Here is a 19,438-nt window from a genome sequence, read left to right as displayed (position 1 = left end):
TCAGGCGGCCAGAGCCGTGAGCAGCTGGCTCTCGGCCGTCTCGAGGTAGGCGAGCAGCGACTCCTCCGCCTCGGCCCAGCGGCCGGCGTCGAGGAGCTCGACGAGCTCACGGTTGTGAGCGAGGTAGGGCTGGTGGAAGGTGCGGGGGTCGTCCATCGCCGCGAAGACCAGCCGCATCTGCGCGAGGACCTGTCGCATCGCGTCGTCGAGCCGGCGGATCCCCGCCAGCGCGGTGAGCTCGGCATGGAAGTGCATGTTGGCCGAGCCCAGCGCCCGCCAGTCGCCGTCGGCCGCGGCGCGCCCCCCTTCGTCCACGGCGGCACGGACGCCGGTCAGGTCGCCGCCCCGCTCGGCCAGGCGTCGGACGGCAGCGGTCTCGAGGACCCGGCGGAAGGCGTAGAGGTCACGCACGTCAGTGGCCCCCAGCGAGCGGACGAAGACGCCGCGGTTGAACTCGCGGACGACGAGTCCCTCGTGGCCGAGCAGGTGGAAGGCCTCGCGAAGGGTGTTGCGCGAGACGCCGAGCGCTCGCCCGATGCGCTCCTCCGACAACCGCACCCCCGGGCGCAGATCGCCCTCGATGATGCGGGTGCGCAGCGCATCGGCCACCTTGTCGGTCGCGCTCGCGCGCCCCATCTGCTCGCGCTGCGCCTCCAGCGCCGCGACCCAGTCGTCCGCCATCCCGCTCACCCCTTCGTCACCGGCCTGCCGCGACTCTAGCCGATAAGGGTATTGCAGGATTGTTGAACAATCGCTAGTTTGGCGGATCGGGAGCACACTGAGGTGGTCCCGTGAGCGACAGGAGAACCCCGATGACGCAGGCTCCCAACCCCGACACCCAAGACGACGGATCGGTGATGCCGCCCTCCGGCACGGCCGCGACGGCCACGAAGGGGGCTCTCCTCGGGGCGATGTTCCTCATGGCCACCAGCGCGATCGGCCCGGGCTTCATCACCCAGACCACCGTCTTCACCGCGCAGCTCGGCGCGGCCTTCGCCTTCGCGATCGTCATCTCGATCATCGTCGACGTCGCCGTGCAGCTGAACGTCTGGCGCGTCGTCGGCATCTCCGGCCTGCGCGCCCAGGACCTTGCCAACAAGGTGATCCCCGGCTTCGGCTACGTGCTTGCCGGACTCGTCGTCTTCGGCGGGCTCGTCTTCAACATCGGCAACATCGGCGGCACCGGACTGGGCGCCAATGCGATGCTCGGCGTGGACGCCAAGATCGGCGGCGCCATCTCCGCGCTCGTCGCCATCGGCATCTTCGTCAGCAAGCGTGCCGGCGTGGCCATGGACCGGATCGTCGTCGTCCTGGGTGTGCTGATGATCGCGATGGTCGCCTACGCGGCCGTCGCGACCGAGCCGCCCTACGGCGAGGCGCTCAAGCAGACCGTGCTGCCCGACAAGGTCGAGTTCCTCATCATCACCACCCTCATCGGCGGCACGGTCGGCGGCTACATCACCTACGCCGGCGCCCACCGCATCGTCGACTCCGGCATCACCGGGCCCGAGCGCGTCGCCGAGATCAGCCGCGGCTCGACCACCGGCATCCTCGTCACGGGCGTCATGCGGGCGCTGCTCTTCCTCGCGATCCTCGGTGTCGTCGTCGGTGGGGTCAACCTCGTCGGCGTCGACAACCCGCCCGCTGTGGCCTTCGAGGCTGCGCTCGGCAAGGTCGGGCTGCACATCTTCGGCGTCATCCTCTGGGCCGCGAGCATCACGAGCGTCATCGGGGCGTCGTACACCTCGGTCAGCTTCCTGACGACCTTCAGCGAGTCGATCAAGCGGCACGCCCAGTGGGTCGTCATCGGCTTCATCGTCTTCTCCGCGGTCATCTACCTCTCCCTCGGGCAGACACCGGCGACGCTGCTCGTCCTCGCCGGTGCACTCAACGGCCTCATCCTCCCCTTCGGCTTCGGCATCATCATCTGGGTGGCGCTCATGCGCCGCGACCTGCTCGGCGGCTACCGCTACCCCAAGGTCCTGGCCTACGTCGGCCTCGTCGTGTGGCTGCTGACGATCTACCTCGGCTACGAGTCCTTCAGCGGGATCGTCGACCTCTGGCAGCAGTGAGGCCCGGGACCGACCGCGACCTACGACGACAGGAGCAGATGATGCAGATCGACCTCAACGCCGACCTCGGCGAGAGCTTCGGCAGGTGGTCCCTCGGCGACGACGACGCGATGCTCGAGGTGGTGACGAGCGCCAACGTCGCCTGCGGGTTCCACGCCGGGGACCCCACGGTCCTGCGGCACAGCTGCGAGGGTGCGGCGGCGCGCGGGGTCGCCATCGGGGCCCAGGTCGGCTACCGGGACCTCGCCGGCTTCGGGCGCCGCTTCATCGACGTCGTGCCGGCCGAGCTCACCGACGACGTGCTCTACCAGATCGGGGCGCTTGAGGCCTTCGCCCGGGTCGCCGGGACGCGGGTGCGCTACGTCAAGCCACACGGCGCGCTCTACAACGCGATCGTGCACCACGAGGAGCAGGCGGCCGCGGTCGTCGAGGCCGTCGTCCAGTACGACCGCAGCCTGCCCGTTCTCGGGCTGCCGGGCTCGGCGTGGCTGCGGCTCGCCGAGGAGGCCGGGCTGACGACCGTCGGCGAGGCCTTCGCGGACCGCGCCTACACACCCGAGGGCAGGCTCGTCTCCCGCCGCGAGCCCGGGGCCGTCCTGCACGAACCCGACGAGATCGCCCAGCGATGCGTGCGCATCGCGACCGAGGGAGAGGTCGTCGCGGTCGATGGCAGCGTCGTCCCGGCACCCGCCGGGTCGCTGTGCGTCCACGGCGACAGCCCCGGCGCGGTCGAGATCGCCCGACGCGTCCGGGCGGGGCTGGACGCGGCCGGGGTCGGCGTGACCCCCTTCGCCGGGGAGCCGAGGTGAGGCTCATGCCGGCAGGTGACACGGCCCTGCTCGTCGAGCTCGCTGATCTCGACGAGGTGCTCTCCCTGTATGCCCGTCTCGACGAGGACCTGCCCGACGGGGTCGTCGACCTCGTCCCGGCCGCGACGACCCTCCTGCTGACCATCGACCCGCGGGTCACCGACGTCGAGGGGCTGGCGCGCCGGGTCTCGGGCATCACCGTCGGCAGCCACGAGCGGGCGACGACGGGCGAGGTGGAGATCCCGGTCGTCTACGACGGTGAGGACCTGGCCGAGGTCGGTCGGATCACCGGCCTCGGCGAGCGGGGCGTCATCGAAGCGCACACCGGGACACCGTGGACCGTCGCCTTCTGCGGCTTCGCGCCCGGCTTCGGCTACATGGTCGGCGGGGACGAGCGGCTGCGGGTGCCGCGCCGCGACAACCCGCGCACGCGGGTGCCGGCGGGATCGGTGGCGATCGCCGGCGAGTTCGCCAGCGTCTACCCCCGCGAGTCCCCCGGCGGCTGGCAGCTCATCGGCCGCACCGCGCTCGAGGTCTGGGACATCGGCCGGGAGCCGCCCGCACTCCTCGTGCCCGGCACGACCGTGCGCTACGTCGAGGTGTCGTCGTGAGCACCGGGGCAGTGACCGGGACGCGAGCGCTCGAGGTGGTCGCCACCGGGCCCCAGGCGACGGTGCAGGACCTCGGCCGCGTGGGTCTGGCCGGACTCGGGGTCGGCCGCTCCGGTGCCGCCGACCCCGACTCGCTGCGGCTCGCCAACCGGCTGCTCGGCAACCCCGAGGGCACCGCCGCACTCGAGGTCACCTTCGGTGGCCTCGAGGTGCGGGCCCTCGGCGGCATGTGGGTCGCGGTCACCGGCGCGACGACCCCCGCGACCGTCGACGGGCGGCCCGTGGGGCACGCCGCCGTGACCTGGCTGCCGGACGGTGCCTCCCTTCGCCTGGGGGCGGCGACGGCGGGGCTGCGCAGCTATGTGGCAGTCCGCGGCGGCATCGACGTCGACCCGGTCCTGCGCTCGCGGTCCACCGACACGCTCGCGGGCCTCGGGCCCGCGGTGCCCTCGCCCGGCACCCTGCTCCCGGTGGGGCGGGCTCCCTTCGCGGCACCGGTCGTCGACGTGGCCCCCGTGGCCACGCCGACGACGGGCGAGGTCCGGCTGCGGGTCGTGCCGGGTCCGCGTGACGACTGGTTCGTCGCGGACGCCCTCGACACGCTGGTGGGCGGCGCCTACGAGGTGACCTCGGAGAGCGACCGGGTCGGCATGCGTCTGTCCGGCCCCCGCCTGGAGCGGGCCCGCGACGGCGAGCTCAAGAGCGAGGGCATGGTCCCGGGCGCCCTGCAGGTGCCCCCGTCGGGTCAGCCGACGCTCTTCCTCGCCGACCACCCCGTCACCGGCGGCTACCCCGTGATCGGGGTCGTCGTCGCGGCGGACATCGGGCGGGCGGCCCAGGCCCAGCCCGGCCAGCGACTGCGTTTCGAGATCGAAGGGAGTGTCCGCCGTGGCTGACCTCGTCCCGGCCACCCTGTCCCCCACCGAGGCCCGCGCGCGGTTCCGCGACGGGCTGTCGGTGCCGACATCCGGGTGGAGTGCCGGCTGGACCCAGGCCAACCTCATCGCGGTGCCGCGTGAGCAGGCCTACGATGTGCTGCTCTTCGCCCAGCGCAACCCCAAACCCTGCCCCGTCCTCGACGTCACCGAGCCGGGCGAGGTGGCCTGCGAGATCTTCGACGGCGACCTGCGCACCGACCTGCCGGGCTACCGCGTGTACGAGCACGGCGAGCTCGTCGACGAGGTGACCGACGTGCGCGACCTGTGGCGCCCGGACCTCGTGGCCTTCCTCATCGGCTGCAGCTTCACCTTCGAGGCGGCCCTGCTCGAGGCCGGCGCCCCGGTGCGGCACATCGAGACCGGCAGCAATGTGCCGATGTACAGCACCAACCGTCCGTGCCGCTCGGCCGGATCGATCGGCGGCCCGCTCGTGGTGTCGATGCGGCCGATGCCCGCCGATCAGGTCGCCACGGCCGTGCGGGTGACCTCCCGCTACCCGGCGGTGCACGGCGCCCCGGTGCACATCGGCGACCCGGCCGCCCTGGGGATCCGTGACCTGGCGGCGCCCGACTTCGGTGACCCGGTGCCGGTGCACGAGGGCGAGGTCCCGGTCTTCTGGGCCTGCGGGGTGACCCCGCAGGCAGCGATCATGCAGTCTCGCCCGCCCTTCGCCATCGGGCACGCTCCCGGGATGATGGCGATCACCGACGCGCGCGACTCCGACTACCTCGTGCCCTGACATACCCCTTGGTCCTTCGGCGCACTACGGTCGGCACCGGCCCCAGACCCGCCGTCGCGCCGGCATCACTCGTCGAACCAGAAGCCCCGGTCGCCGAACCAGCTGCCGTAGCCGCCCGCATCGCTCCCGCGCCCGGGGTGCCGCGCGCCGAGGTAGGAGCCGACGACCGCAGCACCGAGGTCGTCGAGTTCGGGCGCCACGACCCGGCCGTCCGCCCGCCGGGCGAGTGACTCGATGAAGCGCGCGAGACCGGGGTCCTCGCCCAGCCTGAAGAAGGTCGTCTGGGCCCCGAGCCGGCTCACCGCGTCGAGCTCGCGGACCGTCCTGGCGATCGTCAGGGGGTGCGGCGGGTAGTCGAAGAAGGTCTCCCCGTGCGGCTCGAGGTGCGCGGTGGGCTCGCCGTCGGTCACGACGAGCAGCACGGGCTGCGCGTTGGGGTGCTTGCGGAAGTGCCGGTGCGCCAGGAGCAGCCCGTGGTGGAGGTTGGTCCCCTTGTCCCAGAAGGCGTCGAGCGCGGTGAGCTCCTCGATCTCCATGACGCGCGCGTGCCGCCCGAAGGCGATCAGCTGCAGGTGGTCACCGCGGAAGCGGGTGCGGATCAGGGTGTGCAGCGCCAGCGCGGTCCGCTTCATCGGCACCCAGCGTCCGTCCATGGCCATCGAGAAGGAGGTGTCGACGAGCAGCGCGACGGCGGCCTGGGTGCGCGCCTCCGTCTCGGCCACCTCGATGTCATCGGTCGTGATGAGCCGACCACCGTCGGCGCCGGCACCCGCCCGGCGCAGCACGCCGTTGAGCACGGTGCGCGGGATGTCCCACGGCTCGGTGTCGCCGAAGGCCCAGGGCCGGGTCGCGCCCGAGCGCTCGCCCGCCGCGCCCGCCTGTCGCAGATCGCGCTGGCCCTGACGGCCGGACATGCGCTGCGCGATGTCACGGAGCAGGGCCTTGCCCAGCTGACGCATGGCCTTGGGCGTCAGCCGCAGGTGTCCCTCGGAGTCCCGGCGCAGCGCCCCGCTGCCGCGCAGGGCCTGCTCGAGCTCGCGGAGCGCACGGGCCTCGACAGCGGCGTCCTCACCGAGGACCCGGGCGAGGGCGTCGAGGTCGATGTCGTCGAGCCGTGCTCCGCCGTAGGTCTGCGACACCTGCTCGGCCAGGGCATCGAGGCTCGCGATGTCCTGGCGCATCCCGGTCCCGTCGCCCAGGCCCAGCCCCTGGTCACCGCCGAAGCGCTCCGACCCGCTCCAGTCCTCTCCCGGACGCATGGCCTGCAGGTTGCCGTCGAGCCGCCCCAGTGCCTCCATCAGGTCGGGCGAGCCGAAGGCCTGCGCGGACAGCTCCATGAGCTCCTGGCGCTGCTCGGGCGTCATCGAGGCGAGCATCCGCTGGGCTGCGGCGGCTCGCTGGGCCAGCGCGTCGACGAGCTCGTCGATGTCCTGAGGCCCTTCGGGGAAGAAGTCCCCGTGCTGGGCCATGAAGTCGTCGAAGTCCTGCGGCGTGTCCTCGCCGCGCTGGTGCTTCTCGAGCAGGGAGTTGAGATCGCGCAGCATCTCTCCGACAGCAACGCGGTCCTCGTCCGTGGCCCCCTCCAGCGCCTGCTTCATGCCGGCGAAGCGCTGGTCGAGCACCTCCCGACCGAGCAGGTCCTTGATCTGCTCGTAGTCGGCCCGCGCCTGCGAGGACTGCCACGGGTAGTCCTGCAGCTCGCTTACCGCCGCGGCCGTGGACGAAGGGAGCCCGTCGAGCCTCATCTCGGCGAAGGACCGGTCGGTCTCGTCCATCCGCACGTCACGGGCGAGCTGCTTGCGCTCCTCGAGCACCGCGCGGTCGAGCAGCTCGCGCACCTGCTGGAGGGTGCCGTCGAGGTTGTGCCGCTGCAGCATCTCCCGCCGCTGCTCGTGGATGCGTCGGGACAGCTCGTCGAGCCCGATCCGGTCGGACGTGCCCCGGCGCAGCAGCTCCTGCAGAGCCCGCTCGGGCGAGGAGCCGCCCATGACCCGCTCGCCGATGTCGTCGAGCGCCTCGGCGATGTCGACGGGCGGGGCGAGCGGATCACCCCCGGCGTAGCGCCGAAATCGACTGCGGCTACTGGCCATACACGGTCTCGCCCCCAGCAGAGTCCTTGCCGACCTTGCGCGCCAGGTAGAGGCCCTCGAGCGCGAGCTCGGCGGCTGCGGCCCGCTGACCGTCGGTCTGCGCGTCGAGCCGCTCGAAGAGCTCCTCGTAGACGCGCGACTCGCCGAGTGCCGGCAACCCGTCGAGGAAGTCCCGTGCGCTCACCTGCTCACCCGTGGCGATCTCGGCACCCTCCTCGATCGCCGTGACGAGCGGGCCGAAGTCGATCCCCCGCACGAGGTGCCGGACCGTGTCGGCGACGGCGGTGCGCAGCAGGTGCGTGAGGACCTCGTGCTCTCGGCCCTCCTCGCCGCTCTCGAACTCGATCTTGCCGCCGAGGACCTCGACCGCGGTCTCGAGGTCGACGATGCGGGCGACGGCCTCCCCTTCGCCCTGCCGGGCGGCCCGGTGCAGGGCGGACGCCGCGATAGTCTCCGCGCCCGCGATGGTGAAGCGGGCGCTCACGCCGCTGCGCTGGTCCACGGACGAGGAGGCCCGTAGGTTGCGGGTGAACCGGGCGAGGATCTCGAGCAGGTGGTCGGGGACCTCGGCGACGAGGTGCGCCTCCTGCCGGGTGACGGCGACCTCGGCCTCGAGCTCCTGCGGGTAGTGCGTGCGGATCTCGGCGCCGAAGCGGTCCTTGAGCGGCGTGATGATCCGCCCGCGGTTGGTGTAGTCCTCGGGGTTGGCGCTCGCGAGGACGAGCACGTCCAGCGGCAGGCGCAGGACGTAGCCGCGGATCTGGATGTCGCGCTCCTCCATGACGTTGAGCATCGCCACCTGGATCCGCTCCGCGAGGTCGGGCAGCTCGTTGATCGCGACGATGCCGCGGTGGCTGCGCGGGATGAGCCCGAAATGGATCGTCTCGGGGTCGCCGAGCGAGCGTCCCTCGGCGACCTTCATCGGGTCGACGTCACCGATGAGGTCGGCGACCGAGGTGTCGGGGGTGGCCAACTTTTCGACATAGCGCTCGTCGCGGTGCAGCCAGGTCACGGGCAGGTCGTCGCCGAGCTCCTGGGCCCGGCGCCGCGAGGCGTGCGTGATGGGCTCGTAGGGGTGCTCGGCGAGCTCCGAGCCCTCGATGACCGGGGTCCACTCGTCGAGCAGCCCGGCGATGGTGCGCAGCAGGCGGGTCTTGCCCTGACCGCGCTCGCCGAGCAGGACGATGTCGTGCCCGGCGAGCAGTGCCCGCTCGACCTGCGGGATCACCGTGTCCTCGTAGCCGTGCAGGCCCGGCCAGGGGTCCTCACCGGCACGCAGGCGGGCCAGGAGGTTGTCGCGGATCTCGACCCGCAGCGGCTTGGCCTCGTGGCCGGCGGCGCGCAGTTCGGCGACGGTCGAGATGGTGGGGGCGGCAGTCGTGGTGCTCACCCTCCGCAGGCTAGACCCCTTCGCTGTGGGCAGATCTGCTGCAGGCGGAATCCTGCCGGCATCCGGACGACCCAGCGCGACGGTGGAGGTATGAGCGAGACACCTACCCCTTCCCCCTTCGACGACCGGGCCCGACGCGAACTGCTGCGGCAGCGCGTCCTCGTCCTCGACGGCGTCCTCGACGACGACAACGGCACGCTGCTGATGTCCCAGCTGATGTCACTCGCCGCCGACGACCCGACGAACGACATCGCCCTGTGGATCCACTCCCCCGGTGGTTCCGTCCCCGCGATGCTCGCCATCCGCGACATCATGCGGCTCGTGCCCAATGACGTGAGCACGCTGGCGCTCGGGATCGCCTGCAGCGCAGGCCAGTTCCTCCTCTCGGCCGGCACTCCGGGCAAGCGGCGGGCGCTCCCGCACTCACGGATCCTGCTGCACCAGGGGTCGGCCGGCATCGGTGGCACGGCCGTCGACGTCGAGCTGCAGGCCGACGACCTGCGGCACACCCGCGACACGGTGCTCGGTCTCATCGCCGACGACACCGGTCAGCCGCTGGAGCGGGTCTTCGAGGACTCACTGCGCGACCGCTGGTACAGCGCGCAGGAGGCGCTCGACTACGGGTTCGTCGACGAGATCGTCACCAGCTACGCCGACGTCGTGCCGGGGGGCCGCACACCCACGGGCTTCCGCGGCGGCCTCGTCGGGAGCACCCGATGAGCACCTACCCGATCCCCAACGTCATCGCCCAGCACCCGCGGGGTGAGCGGGTCCTCGACGTCTACTCCCACCTGCTCGCCGAGCGCATCATCTACCTCGGCACGGCCATCGACGCGGGCGTGGCCAATGCCCTCATCGCCCAGCTCATCCACCTCGAGGCGGTGGCCCCTGAGAGCGACGTGCAGCTCTACATCAACTGCGAAGGGGGTGACCCCAGCGCGATGCTCGCGGTCCACGACACGATGCGCTACATCCGCCCCGATGTCGCGACCACCTGTGTGGGACAGGCGATCTCGGTCGGGGCCGTGCTCCTCGCGGCGGGCGCGCCGGGCAAGCGGTCGGCGCTCTCCCACGCCCGGGTCGTGCTGCACCAGCCGTCGGCCCAGGGCCGGGGGCCTATCCCCGACCTCATCCTGCAGGCCGACGAGCTCGTTCGGGTCCGGGCCGACATCGAGGGCATCCTCGCCCGGGCCACGGGGCGGACGACGGAGCAGCTCCGGGCCGACACCGACCGCACCCGGGTGCTCACCGCCGCGGCAGCGCTCGAGTTCGGGATCGTCGACGAGGTGATCGACGTGCGGTGAGCTCAAGCGGCCAGGGCGAGGGCGGAGGCGCTCCCCCTCGTCCTGGTCGGTTCCTGCAGTGACTCGGCGACCGAGAGGGTGAGGTCGAGCAGCGTGACGTCGAGTGCCCCCGCGACCGCGGCGATCATCTCGCTCGACGGCTCCTTGCGCCCACGCTCGATCTCGGAGAGGTACTGCATCGAGATGCCGGCTCGCTCGGCCGTCTCGTCGAGGGTGTCGCCCCGCTCGTGCCGCAAGCCGCGCAGGCGCTCGCCGAGGGCCTCGCGCCACAGTGGCTCGGCTGCTCGTCGTCGTCGCTGGAGCAGCGCCCGCTCGAAGGGGGTCGCCTCGCGGTGGGTGGTCTGGGCTGACTCGGCCATGCCTCAGCGTAGGACTGGCCGGCGGCGCTGCGGTGAGAGTTCCGCTCCCGGCAGAATCCGGGGGTCGAGTCGCGTCAGCGTGCCCGCGCTGTCGACCCGCGGAGCACGAGCTCGGGCTGGACGAGGAACTCCGCGCGGTGGGCCGTGCTGCCGCCGATCTCGTCGAGCAACGCGTCGACCGCTGCGGTCCCCATCGCCTCGACCGGCTTGCGCAGCGTCGTGAGTGCGGGATGGGAGAAGGCCGCCATCGGGCTGTCGTCGAAGCCGACGACGGAGACCTCCTCGGGCACCGAGAGCCCACGGGCACGGATGCCACGGACCGCGCCCAGCGCCATGATGTCGCTGCCGCACACGATCGCCGTGCACCCCCGGTCCAGGAGCGCACCGGCGGCCGCCTGCCCACCCGCCAGGGTGAAGAGCGAGTGCTCGACGTGGCCTGCGTCGAGGCCCCTGCGGCGCATCGCGTCGGCGAACCCGGCGACCTTGCGGGCGACGGGGACGAACCGTTCGGGCCCCAGCGCGAGACCCACTCGCTCGTGGCCCAGCTCGGCGAGGTGGCTCACGGCCATCTCCATGGCCGCGGCGTCGTCGGCCGAGACGAAGGGGGCCGAGATCCGCTCGCTGTACCCGTCGACGAGGACGAAGGGGATGCCCTGCGCCGCGATCTGTGCGTACCGCTCGTGGTCGGCCGTCATGTCGGCGTGCAGGCCGGAGACGAAGATGATCCCGTCGACGCCGCGCGCGATGAGCACCTCGACGAGGTCGTCCTCCGTCGACCCGCCCGGGGTCTGTGTGCCGAGCACCGGGATGTAGCGGTGTCTCGCGAGGGTCTGCTCGATGACCTGGGCGATCGCCGGGAAGATCGGGTTGCTCAGCTCCGGCATGATCAGCCCGACGAGACCGGCCTTCGTCTCCTTGGGCCGGCGGGGTCGCTCGTAGCCGAGCACGTCGAGCGCGGCCAGGACGGCCTGTCGCGTCGACGCGGAGGGGCCCGCCCGACCGTTGAGGACGCGCGAGACCGTCGCCTGGCTGACCCTGGCGTGGGCAGCGACGTCGGCGAGACGGGCTCCCGGGCGCGACTCGGTCATCTAGCCCAGCCACCACGCGGTCGTGTCAGCCGGCAGCACGGCCTCGTCGCCGTCGACCGCGAGCTCCGCCGATGCGAGCAGGAGGCCCCCGGGCAGCGGGAGGCGGACCTCCTCACTCGTGAGATTCGTCGTGACGACGACGGGCGCGCCGTCCTCGCCGCGCCGGACCAGGGCGAGGACGCCGTCGGGCGCGTCGAGCCACTCGACCTCGTCGCCGGCTCCGAGCGAGGGCTGCTCGCGGCGCACGTCGAGGGCGGAGCGGTAGAGCTCGAGGGTCGACCCGGCGACCCCGGTCTGGGCCTCGACGCTCAACTCGCGCCACGCGTCCGGCTGCGGCAGCCAGCTCGGGTCGCCCTCTCGTGGGCCGAAGCCGTAGGGCTGGCTCGTCCCGGACCACGGGATGGGCACGCGGCAGCCGTCCCGGAAGCCTTCCTGCCCGGCCGCCCGGTGGAAGGAGGGGTCGGCGCGGACCTCGTCGGGCAGGTCGGTGACGTCAGGCAGGCCGAGCTCCTCCCCCTGGTAGAGGTAGGCGGAGCCGGGCAGGCCGAGCATGAGGAGCGTCGCGGCCCGGGCGCGGCGCAGGCCGAGGACCGGGTCGCCGGGCGTCACCATCTGGGTCCCCGAGCCGGGTGGGTTGCCCAGACGGGTCGTGTGCCGGGTGACGTCGTGGTTGGACAGGACCCAGGTCGCCGGGGCGCCCACCCGCCGCATCGCCTCGAGCGTCGTGTCGACGACCTCGCGAAGGGCGCAGGCGTCCCAGTCCGTCGCGAGGTAGGTGAAGTTGAAGGCCTGGTGCATCTCGTCGGGGCGGACGTAGCACGCCGACCGCTCGATGGTCGGGGTCCACGCCTCGGCGACGAGGACTCGCTCACCGGGGTACTCCTCGAGGACACGCCGCCAGTCGCGGTAGATCTCGTGGACACCGTCCTGGTCGAAGAAGGGCATCGGTGCGTTGCCGAGCAGGCCGAACTGACCGGTCCGACCGATGTCCGGCAGGCCGGGTGCCTTGACGAGGCCGTGGGCGACGTCGACGCGGAATCCGTCGACCCCGAGGTCGAGCCAGAAGCGCAGGACGGAGCGGAACTCCTCGCGCACGACCGGGTTGTCCCAGTTGAGATCCGGCTGTTGTGGGGCGAAGAGGTGCAGGTACCACTCGCCGCCCTCGACGCGGGTCCACGCCGGCCCGCCGAAGATCGACTCCCAGTCGTTGGGCGGCAGCTCGCCGGCCTCGCCCCGGCCCTCGTGGAAGTGGAAGAGCGCGCGGCTGGCGGAGCCGGGCCCCTCGGCGAGGGCCCGCTGGAACCACTCGTGCTCCTCGGAGCAGTGGTTGGGGACGATGTCGAAGATGACCCGCAGCCCGAGCTCGTGGGCATCGCGCACGAGCCCCTCCGCGTCGGCGGCGTCACCGAAGACCGGGTCGACCTTGCGGTAGTCGGAGACGTCGTAGCCGGCGTCGGCCTGGGGTGAGGCGTAGAAGGGCGAGATCCACACGGCGTCGACGCCGAGGTCCCGCAGGTGGGGCAGCCGTGCGCGGATGCCGGCCAGGTCACCGATGCCGTCACCGTCGCTGTCGGCGAAGCTGCGCGGGTACACCTGGTAGATGACGGCGCCGCGGTACCAGTCGGCCGCGTCCTCGTGGGCGAAGGGGGCGGGCGCGGTGGGTGCGGTGGGTGCGGGGTGGGTCATCGGTCTCTCTCGGTCGGGGTGAGTGCCGACCGACGGTAACGCAGCCGCAAGTTGCCGTGCAAGAGATCTGCAACTTGCTGCAAGCGCGTGTCGCGAGCCCTCAGGACCCCGCCCGCGCGAGGTAGCGGTCCACCCGCTCGGGTCGGAGCACCTCACTCAGGGCCAGCTGGGCGCAGCCGACGACTCCGGCCTCCTGCCCGTGCGTGCTCGGCAGGATCTCGAGGTCCCGCGTCGCGAGTGCCGTCGCCTCCGCGTAGAGGGTCTCGCGCAGTCCCGCGACGAAGAAGTCGTAGCCCGCAGCCATGTCGCCACCGACGACGACCGCCCCGGGGTTGAGCAGGTTGACGACCCCGGACAGCACCTCGCCGACCCGCCGTCCGCTCTCGCGCAGCTGCCGACGCGCGGCGGCGTCGCCCTCGATGGCCCTGGCGACGAGCTCGCGCACGTGGGCCACCGGACGGTCCGCGGCCACCGTGTCCTGGACGAGCGCCCAGCCGCCCGCGACGGCTTCGAGGCAGCCCGTGCCACCGCACCGGCAGGTGCGTCCCGCCGCCGCCGGGGTGCGGGTGTGCCCGATCTCCCCGGCCGCGCCGAGAGCGCCCCGCAGGAGGCGCCCTCCGCCGAAGATGCCGACACTGATCCCGGTCGAGGCCTTGAGGGCGACGAAGTCGTCGAAGCGCCGACGGTGGCCGTCGGCCTCCGAGAGGGCGAGGACGGTCGCGTCGTTGTCGACGCGTACCGGGGCCTCCCCGTAGGCGTCGAAGAAGGGGGCGAGCGGCACGCCGTCCCACCCGGGCATGATCGGCGAGGACAGGCTCATGCCGCGCTCGGTGTCGACGGTGCCGGGCAGGCTGACCCCGATGCCCCGGACTCGTTCCGGCGGCACGTCGATCGATGCGAGGAGCTCCTCGAGTGCCCCGAGGATCCGCGGCATCATCTCCGCCGGCGATGCCCCGTCGGCGTGGTCGAAGGCCGTGGCGGCGAGGACCTCGCCGTCGAGGGCACACACCGCGGCCTGGGTCCGGCTCCGTCCGAGCGGGACGGCGAGGACGACCCCGAAGTCCGAGTTGAAGGTCAGGCGCGCCGGCGGGCGGCCACCTCCCGAGGGTTCGACGACTGTCTCGACGAGCAGCCCGGCCCTGAGGAGCGCGGACAGCCGAGCGGTCACGGCGGTGCGGGAGAGCCCGGTGACCCGACCGACATCGCCTCGGGTCGTCGCTCGCCCTTCGCGGATGAGTGCGAGGACCTCCCCGGCAGTGGCGGGCGCGGAGGGGGCGGGCACCGCGTCATTCAACCACGCAGGACTTTAGTTCTTTCGAATACTGCCTTTTGTATTGCAAGCGTTCATAAGTTTCCCTAGGCTCACCGCCCATGAACGTGACCGCGCCTCTCGAGGCCACCGACTTCGTCATCTTCGGAGGCACGGGCGACCTCGCCCTCCGCAAGCTGCTCCCCGCGCTGCTGCTCCGACTGCGCGACGGCCAGCTGCCCACGCGGACGCGCGTCGTCGCCGTCTCGCGCGCCGGTCTCGACGACGCCGGCTACCGCGACAAGGTGCGCGGCGCGCTCCCGGAGTTCGTCCCCGGCGTCACGTCGGGCGAGATCGACGACTTCGCCGCGCGGCTCGAGCACGTGTGCCTCGACGTCGACGAGCCGGACGACTGGCACGCACTCGGGGGTCGCCTCCGCGAGCGGGCGAACCCGGTCCGGGTGTTCTACCTCGCCGTCGGGCCGGCCCTCTTCGGGACGATCTGCCACCGCCTCGACGAGATCGGGCTCGTCCAGCCGAGCAGCCGTGTCGTCCTCGAGAAGCCGCTCGGGCACGACCTCGCCTCTGCCCGGGAGATCAACGACTCCGTCGGCGAGGTCTTCGCCGAGTCGCAGATCTTCCGGATCGACCACTACCTCGGCAAGGAGAGCGTGCAGAACCTCCTCGTGACGCGCTTCGCCAACTCGGTCTTCGAGCCGCTGTGGCACGCCACGGCCATCGACCACGTGCAGATCACGGTCGCCGAGTCGGTCGGTGTCGGGAGCCGCGGCGGCTACTACGACAGTGCAGGCGCGATGCGCGACATGCTGCAGAACCACCTGCTCCAGCTCCTCTGCCTCGTCGCGATGGAACCCCCGACCCAGGTCGCCGGTGAGTCGGTGCGCGACGAGAAGCTCAAGGTCCTGCAGGCCCTCACGCCGCTCGAGGACCTCGACGGCGCGTGCGTCCTCGGGCAGTACACGGCCGGTCTCGTCGACGGCGCGGCCGCCCCCTCCTACGTCGAGGAGGTCGAGGCGCCGAGCCGGACGGAGACCTTCGTCGCGCTCCGGGCGGAGGTCCGCAACTGGCGCTGGGCGGGCGTCCCCTTCTACCTGCGCACCGGCAAGCGGATGCGCGAGCGCTGCTCCGAGATCGTCGTCGCCTTCAAGCCGACCCCGCACCCGATGTTCCCCGGCAGCGAAGGGACGCAGGAGCCGAACAGGCTCGTCATGCGCCTCCAGCCCGACGAGAGCGTCAGGCTCCACCTCGTCGCCAAGGAGCCCGGACCCGGCGGGATCCGAGTTCGCCCCGTCTCGCTCGACCTCAACTTCTCCCAGGCCTTCGGCGCACCCTCCCCCGACGCCTACGAGCGACTCCTCATGGACGTCGTGCGCGGCAACACGACGCTCTTCATGCGCCGCGACGAGATCGAGGCGGCCTGGCGCTGGGTCGAGCCGATCATCCGTGGGGTCGGTGCCCGCCGACCCCGCCCCTACGCGGCCGGCACCGACGGCCCCGCCGCGGCCGACCTGCTGATCGAGCGTGACGGACGCTCCTGGAACGAGGACGTGACCCGATGAACCCCACCCTCCACCCCGTCATCGACGACGTGACCACCCGACTCCGCGAGCGGAGCGCGACGACCCGCCGGGCCTACCTGTCACGGGTGCGTGCCGCCGCCGACCGCGGACCCGCCCGCGGCCGGCTCGGCTGCGCCAACCTGGCCCACGGCTTCGCCGGAGCACCTCGGGAGGCGAAGAGGGACCTGCGCGGCCTGGTCAAGCCCAACATCGCGATCGTCACGGCCTACAACGACATGCTCTCCGCGCACGCCCCCTTCGCCGGCTACCCCGAGACGCTCAAGAAGGCGGTGCTCGGGGCGGGCGGCATCGCGCAGGTCGCCGGCGGCGTGCCCGCGATGTGCGACGGGATCACCCAGGGACGCGACGGCATGCAGCTCTCGCTCTTCAGCCGTGACGTCATCGCGATGTCGACCGCTGTGGCGCTCTCGCACGACATGTTCGACGGCACGCTCCTGCTCGGCGTGTGCGACAAGATCGTGCCGGGCATGCTCATCGGTGCGCTGTCCTTCGGCCACCTGCCGACCCTCTTCGTGCCCGCGGGTCCGATGACCTCGGGACTGCCGAACGGTGAGAAGGCGCGGGTGCGGCAGGAGTACGCCGAGGGCAAGGTCGACCGGCGCGCCCTCCTCGACGCGGAGGCCAGCTCGTACCACTCCGAGGGCACGTGCACCTTCTTCGGCACGGCGAACAGCAACCAGCTCCTCATGGAGGTCATGGGCCTGCACCTGCCGGGAGCCACCTTCGTCAACCCCGGCACGCCACTGCGGGAGGCGCTGACCGTCGAGGCCGGGCGCCGGGTCACCGAGCTCGCGCTCGCCGGGCAGGCGCCGCTCGGGGAGGTCGTCGACGAGCGGGCGGTCGTCAACGCGTGCGTCGCGCTCCTCGCAACGGGCGGCTCGACGAACCACACTCTCCATCTCGTGGCCATCGCGCGGGCCGCCGGCATCATCCTCTCTTGGGACGACCTCGCCGACCTGTCGACGGTCGTGCCCCTCCTCGCCCGCATCTACCCCAACGGCTCCGCGGACGTGAACCACTACGCGGCGGCGGGCGGGCTCGCCGTCACCGTGCGCACCCTCCTCGAGCACGGACTGCTCCACGAGGACGTCCTCACCGCGGATGGCCGGGGCCTGCGGCGGTACACCCGTGAGACGCGGCTGCGCGACGGCGAGGTGGTGCGTGAGGAGGGACCGGCAGAGAGCCTCGACGAGTCCGTGCTGCGGACGGTGGACGCCCCCTTCGCCACGGACGGCGGTCTGCGGGTCATCGAGGGCAACCTCGGTCGCGGCGTCGTCAAGGTCTCCGCGGTCGCGCCGGAGCACCGGAGCGTCACCGCACCGGCGCGGTGCTTCGACGACCAGCACGACCTGCTGCGCGCCTTCGAGGAGGGCAGCCTCGACGGCGACCTCGTCGCCGTGGTCCGGCACCAGGGTCCGGCGGCCAACGGGATGCCGGAGCTGCACAAGCTCACGCCCGCGCTCGGGGTCCTCCAGGACCGAGGCCACCGGGTCGCGATCGTCACCGACGGCCGGATGTCCGGCGCCTCGGGCAAGATCCTCGCGGCCATCCACGTCACGCCCGAGGCCAGCCTCGACGGCCCGCTCTGCCGCGTGGTGGACGGCGATCTCGTCACCGTCGACGCGGATGCCGGGACCTTCTTCGTCCACGACGACATCAGTGCGCGGGAGGCGCACCTCGTCTCCCACGACTTCACGGGCACCGGCCGTGAGCTCTTCGACAACATGCGCGCGTCGGCCGGCCCGGCCGACGAGGGCGCGTCCTTCTTCTTCTCAGGTGGTCACGCATGAGCCTTCTCGACATCTCCCCCGTCATCCCCGTCGTCATCCTCGAGGACGCCAGCCGGGCGGTCCCGCTCGCACGGGCCCTCGTCGCGGGCGGCATCGACATCATCGAGCTCACCCTGCGCACCTCGTCCGCGCTCGAGTCCATCGAGCGGATCGCCGAGGAGGTGCCCGAGATCACCGTCGGGGCGGGCACGGTCGTCGACCCGGCGCAGGCGGGGCAGGCTGCAGCGAAGGGGGCGAGCTTCCTCGTCTCCCCGGGCGCCACGGACCCCCTCCTCGACGCCATGACGGAGACCGGGCTGCCCTTCCTCGCCGGCACCGCGACCGTGAGCGAGATGCTCGCCCTGCGCGAGCGCGGCATCCGCGAGGCGAAGGTCTTCCCCGCGCGGGCCTCGGGTGGTGCTCCCTTCCTCCAGGCGGTGCACAGCCCGGTGCCCGACATGCGCTTCTGCCCCACGGGTGGGATCGGGTCGGCCGACGCCGCCGACTACCTCGCGCTCCCCAACGTCGGCTGCGTCGGCGGCTCGTGGATCACCCCCGCGGCCGTGGTCGAGGTCGCTGACTGGGGCGAGATCACCCGCCTCGCGAGCGAGGCGCTCGCGGTGGCCGGGACCATCCGTGCCTGAGCACGTCGTCGGGGTCGACGTCGGCGGGACGACGATCAAGTCCGCCCTCGTCGACGCCGGCAGCGGCATCCTCATGGGACAGCGATTCGTCGCCGACACCCCCCGGCCGGCCACGCCGACGGCGATCTCCGAGTGTGTGGCGGAGATCGTGCGGGCGTTGGCACCGACCGACGCCACCCCCGTCGGTATCGCCCTCCCGGCCGTCGTCCGGCGCGGGGTGGTCGAGACGGCCGCGAACATCGACCCGTCGTGGATCGGGTACCCCGTCGAGGACTCGCTCCACACGGCACTGGCGCGCCCCGTCACGGCCGTCAACGACGCCGATGCCGCCGGCATCGCCGAGACCAGGCGGGGCGCCGCGGCGGCAGGCTCCGGTGTCGTCGTCGTGACGACCCTCGGCACCGGCATCGGCAGCGCCCTCCTCGTCGACGGCACCCTCGTGCCGAACACCGAGCTGGGTCACCTGCCCATGTCGGGCCGCCCCGCCGAGCACCTCGCCTCGACCGCGGCCCGGGAGCGGGAAGGGCTCTCGTACGTGAAGTGGGCGGAGCGGCTCACCGCCTACTACGGGCTCCTCGAGAGCCTCCTCACCCCCGACCTCATCGTCGTCGGCGGGGCGGTGAGCGCATCGGCCGACCGGTTCCTCCCGCACGTGCGCACCCGCGCCCCGATCGTCCCGGCAGCGCTCGGCAACGACGCGGGGGTCATCGGCGCCGCTCTGGCAGGCCGACGGGTCGCCGACCAACCCGTGGTGATGCCCGCGGCCGGATGACGATGGGGTCCTCAGTCGGGCCGGGCTCGTCGGTGACCTTCACGGCTTCATCCTGATGCCGGGAACGGTCCGATCGACGGTGTAGGCGTGTGCTGCGGTGATGTGCCGCTCCTGACGATCGATGACAGCGGCCACCTCCGTGGACTTGAGGATGTCGTCGAACTGCTGGCGGGAGTCGGCTCCGATGACCAAAGCCGCGTGGTGGCGGCGGTGCGCAGGGCCCGCGAGCTCAAGCGCCGTAACCGAATGCTGGAGCAGGAGAACGAGGTGTTGCGGCGGGCGGCGGCGTACTTGTCGCAGGCGAACCTGCCGGGAGA

Annotated in this window: 19 protein-coding genes; 12 read left to right on the top strand and 7 right to left on the bottom strand. The window is 72.3% G+C overall.

The genetic code is table 11. From position 1 onward, the window contains the following. Positions 1-681: a GntR family transcriptional regulator gene (locus tag B9B60_RS12520; RefSeq protein WP_072624540.1), complete on the bottom strand. Its 681-nt coding sequence runs from the start codon at positions 679-681 to the stop codon at positions 1-3. 131 nt (positions 682-812) lie between these two features. On the opposite strand from B9B60_RS12520, the gene B9B60_RS12515 reads away from it, so the two are divergent. From B9B60_RS12515 to B9B60_RS12495, 5 genes are read left to right on the top strand one after another with little or no spacing between them, the layout of a single operon-like run. Next, positions 813-2,072, top strand: a complete 1,260-nt coding sequence (locus B9B60_RS12515; protein ID WP_407656484.1) for an NRAMP family divalent metal transporter — start codon at positions 813-815, stop codon at positions 2,070-2,072. A gap of 38 nt (positions 2,073-2,110) precedes the next feature. Beyond that, a complete protein-coding gene (locus B9B60_RS12510) occupies positions 2,111-2,881 on the top strand; it encodes a LamB/YcsF family protein (RefSeq protein ID WP_200811225.1) in 771 nt (256 codons plus the stop codon). A 5-nt stretch (positions 2,882-2,886) separates the two neighbouring features. Beyond that, positions 2,887-3,492: a 5-oxoprolinase subunit B family protein gene (locus B9B60_RS12505; protein ID WP_200811224.1), complete on the top strand. Its 606-nt coding sequence runs from the start codon at positions 2,887-2,889 to the stop codon at positions 3,490-3,492. Continuing rightward, positions 3,489-4,388 (top strand): 5-oxoprolinase subunit C family protein, encoded by a 900-nt coding sequence (locus B9B60_RS12500; protein WP_234993865.1) that lies wholly within the window; start codon positions 3,489-3,491, stop codon positions 4,386-4,388. The genes B9B60_RS12505 and B9B60_RS12500 overlap by 4 nt, the downstream gene beginning before the upstream one ends. After that, the gene (locus B9B60_RS12495; RefSeq protein ID WP_200811223.1) at positions 4,381-5,169 is read left to right on the top strand and encodes a putative hydro-lyase; all 789 of its coding nucleotides are present in this window, start codon (positions 4,381-4,383) and stop codon (positions 5,167-5,169) included. Before B9B60_RS12500 ends, B9B60_RS12495 begins: the two co-directional genes overlap by 8 nt. Positions 5,170-5,234: 65 nt before the next feature. On the opposite strand, the gene B9B60_RS12490 is transcribed toward B9B60_RS12495, so the two are convergent. Next, positions 5,235-7,259: a vWA domain-containing protein gene (locus B9B60_RS12490; protein ID WP_084451865.1), complete on the bottom strand. Its 2,025-nt coding sequence runs from the start codon at positions 7,257-7,259 to the stop codon at positions 5,235-5,237. Next, positions 7,249-8,649 (bottom strand): MoxR family ATPase, encoded by a 1,401-nt coding sequence (locus B9B60_RS12485; RefSeq protein ID WP_143445571.1) that lies wholly within the window; start codon positions 8,647-8,649, stop codon positions 7,249-7,251. Before B9B60_RS12485 ends, B9B60_RS12490 begins: the two co-directional genes overlap by 11 nt. Before the next feature lie 90 nt (positions 8,650-8,739). On the opposite strand from B9B60_RS12485, the gene B9B60_RS12480 reads away from it, so the two are divergent. Continuing rightward, a complete protein-coding gene (locus tag B9B60_RS12480; RefSeq protein ID WP_084451863.1) occupies positions 8,740-9,369 on the top strand; it encodes a ClpP family protease in 630 nt (209 codons plus the stop codon). After that, positions 9,366-9,953, top strand: a complete 588-nt coding sequence (locus B9B60_RS12475) for a ClpP family protease (protein ID WP_084451862.1) — start codon at positions 9,366-9,368, stop codon at positions 9,951-9,953. The genes B9B60_RS12480 and B9B60_RS12475 overlap by 4 nt, the downstream gene beginning before the upstream one ends. Positions 9,954-9,955: 2 nt before the next feature. Here B9B60_RS12475 and B9B60_RS12470 read toward each other — a convergent pair whose 3' ends face one another. The 4 genes from B9B60_RS12470 to B9B60_RS12455 form a co-directional block, all read right to left on the bottom strand. Then, on the bottom strand, positions 9,956-10,312 hold the full coding sequence (locus B9B60_RS12470) for a helix-turn-helix domain-containing protein (RefSeq protein WP_084451861.1): 357 nt from the start codon (positions 10,310-10,312) through the stop codon (positions 9,956-9,958). A gap of 74 nt (positions 10,313-10,386) precedes the next feature. Further along, positions 10,387-11,400, bottom strand: coding sequence for a LacI family DNA-binding transcriptional regulator (locus B9B60_RS12465; RefSeq protein WP_084451860.1), 1,014 nt, complete (start codon positions 11,398-11,400; stop codon positions 10,387-10,389). Continuing rightward, positions 11,401-13,086, bottom strand: coding sequence for a glycoside hydrolase family 13 protein (locus B9B60_RS12460; RefSeq protein WP_084451859.1), 1,686 nt, complete (start codon positions 13,084-13,086; stop codon positions 11,401-11,403). It abuts the gene before it with no gap. Positions 13,087-13,186: 100 nt separating this feature from the next. Further along, complete coding sequence (locus B9B60_RS12455) at positions 13,187-14,368, bottom strand: ROK family transcriptional regulator (protein ID WP_084451858.1); 1,182 nt, start codon at positions 14,366-14,368, stop codon at positions 13,187-13,189. Positions 14,369-14,457: 89 nt separating this feature from the next. On the opposite strand from B9B60_RS12455, the gene zwf reads away from it, so the two are divergent. The 5 genes from zwf to B9B60_RS17585 all read left to right on the top strand — a co-directional run. Beyond that, on the top strand, positions 14,458-15,915 hold the full coding sequence (zwf, locus tag B9B60_RS12450) for a glucose-6-phosphate dehydrogenase (RefSeq protein ID WP_084451857.1): 1,458 nt from the start codon (positions 14,458-14,460) through the stop codon (positions 15,913-15,915). After that, positions 15,912-17,726, top strand: coding sequence for a phosphogluconate dehydratase (gene edd, locus B9B60_RS12445; protein ID WP_084451856.1), 1,815 nt, complete (start codon positions 15,912-15,914; stop codon positions 17,724-17,726). Before zwf ends, edd begins: the two co-directional genes overlap by 4 nt. After that, a complete protein-coding gene (gene eda, locus B9B60_RS12440) occupies positions 17,723-18,349 on the top strand; it encodes a bifunctional 4-hydroxy-2-oxoglutarate aldolase/2-dehydro-3-deoxy-phosphogluconate aldolase (protein WP_084451854.1) in 627 nt (208 codons plus the stop codon). Before edd ends, eda begins: the two co-directional genes overlap by 4 nt. Continuing rightward, entirely contained in the window at positions 18,342-19,121 is a 780-nt protein-coding gene (ppgK, locus tag B9B60_RS12435; protein WP_084451852.1) for a polyphosphate--glucose phosphotransferase, read from the top strand. Before eda ends, ppgK begins: the two co-directional genes overlap by 8 nt. 87 nt (positions 19,122-19,208) lie before the next feature. Further along, positions 19,209-19,438 (top strand): hypothetical protein (locus B9B60_RS17585; protein ID WP_234993875.1); only part of this gene is annotated, 230 nt, incomplete at its 3' end.

It is taken from the genome of Janibacter indicus (genome assembly GCF_900176385.1).
Lineage (GTDB): Bacteria > Actinomycetota > Actinomycetes > Actinomycetales > Dermatophilaceae > Janibacter > Janibacter indicus.
This window is presented reverse-complemented; position numbering and strand designations above follow the sequence as displayed.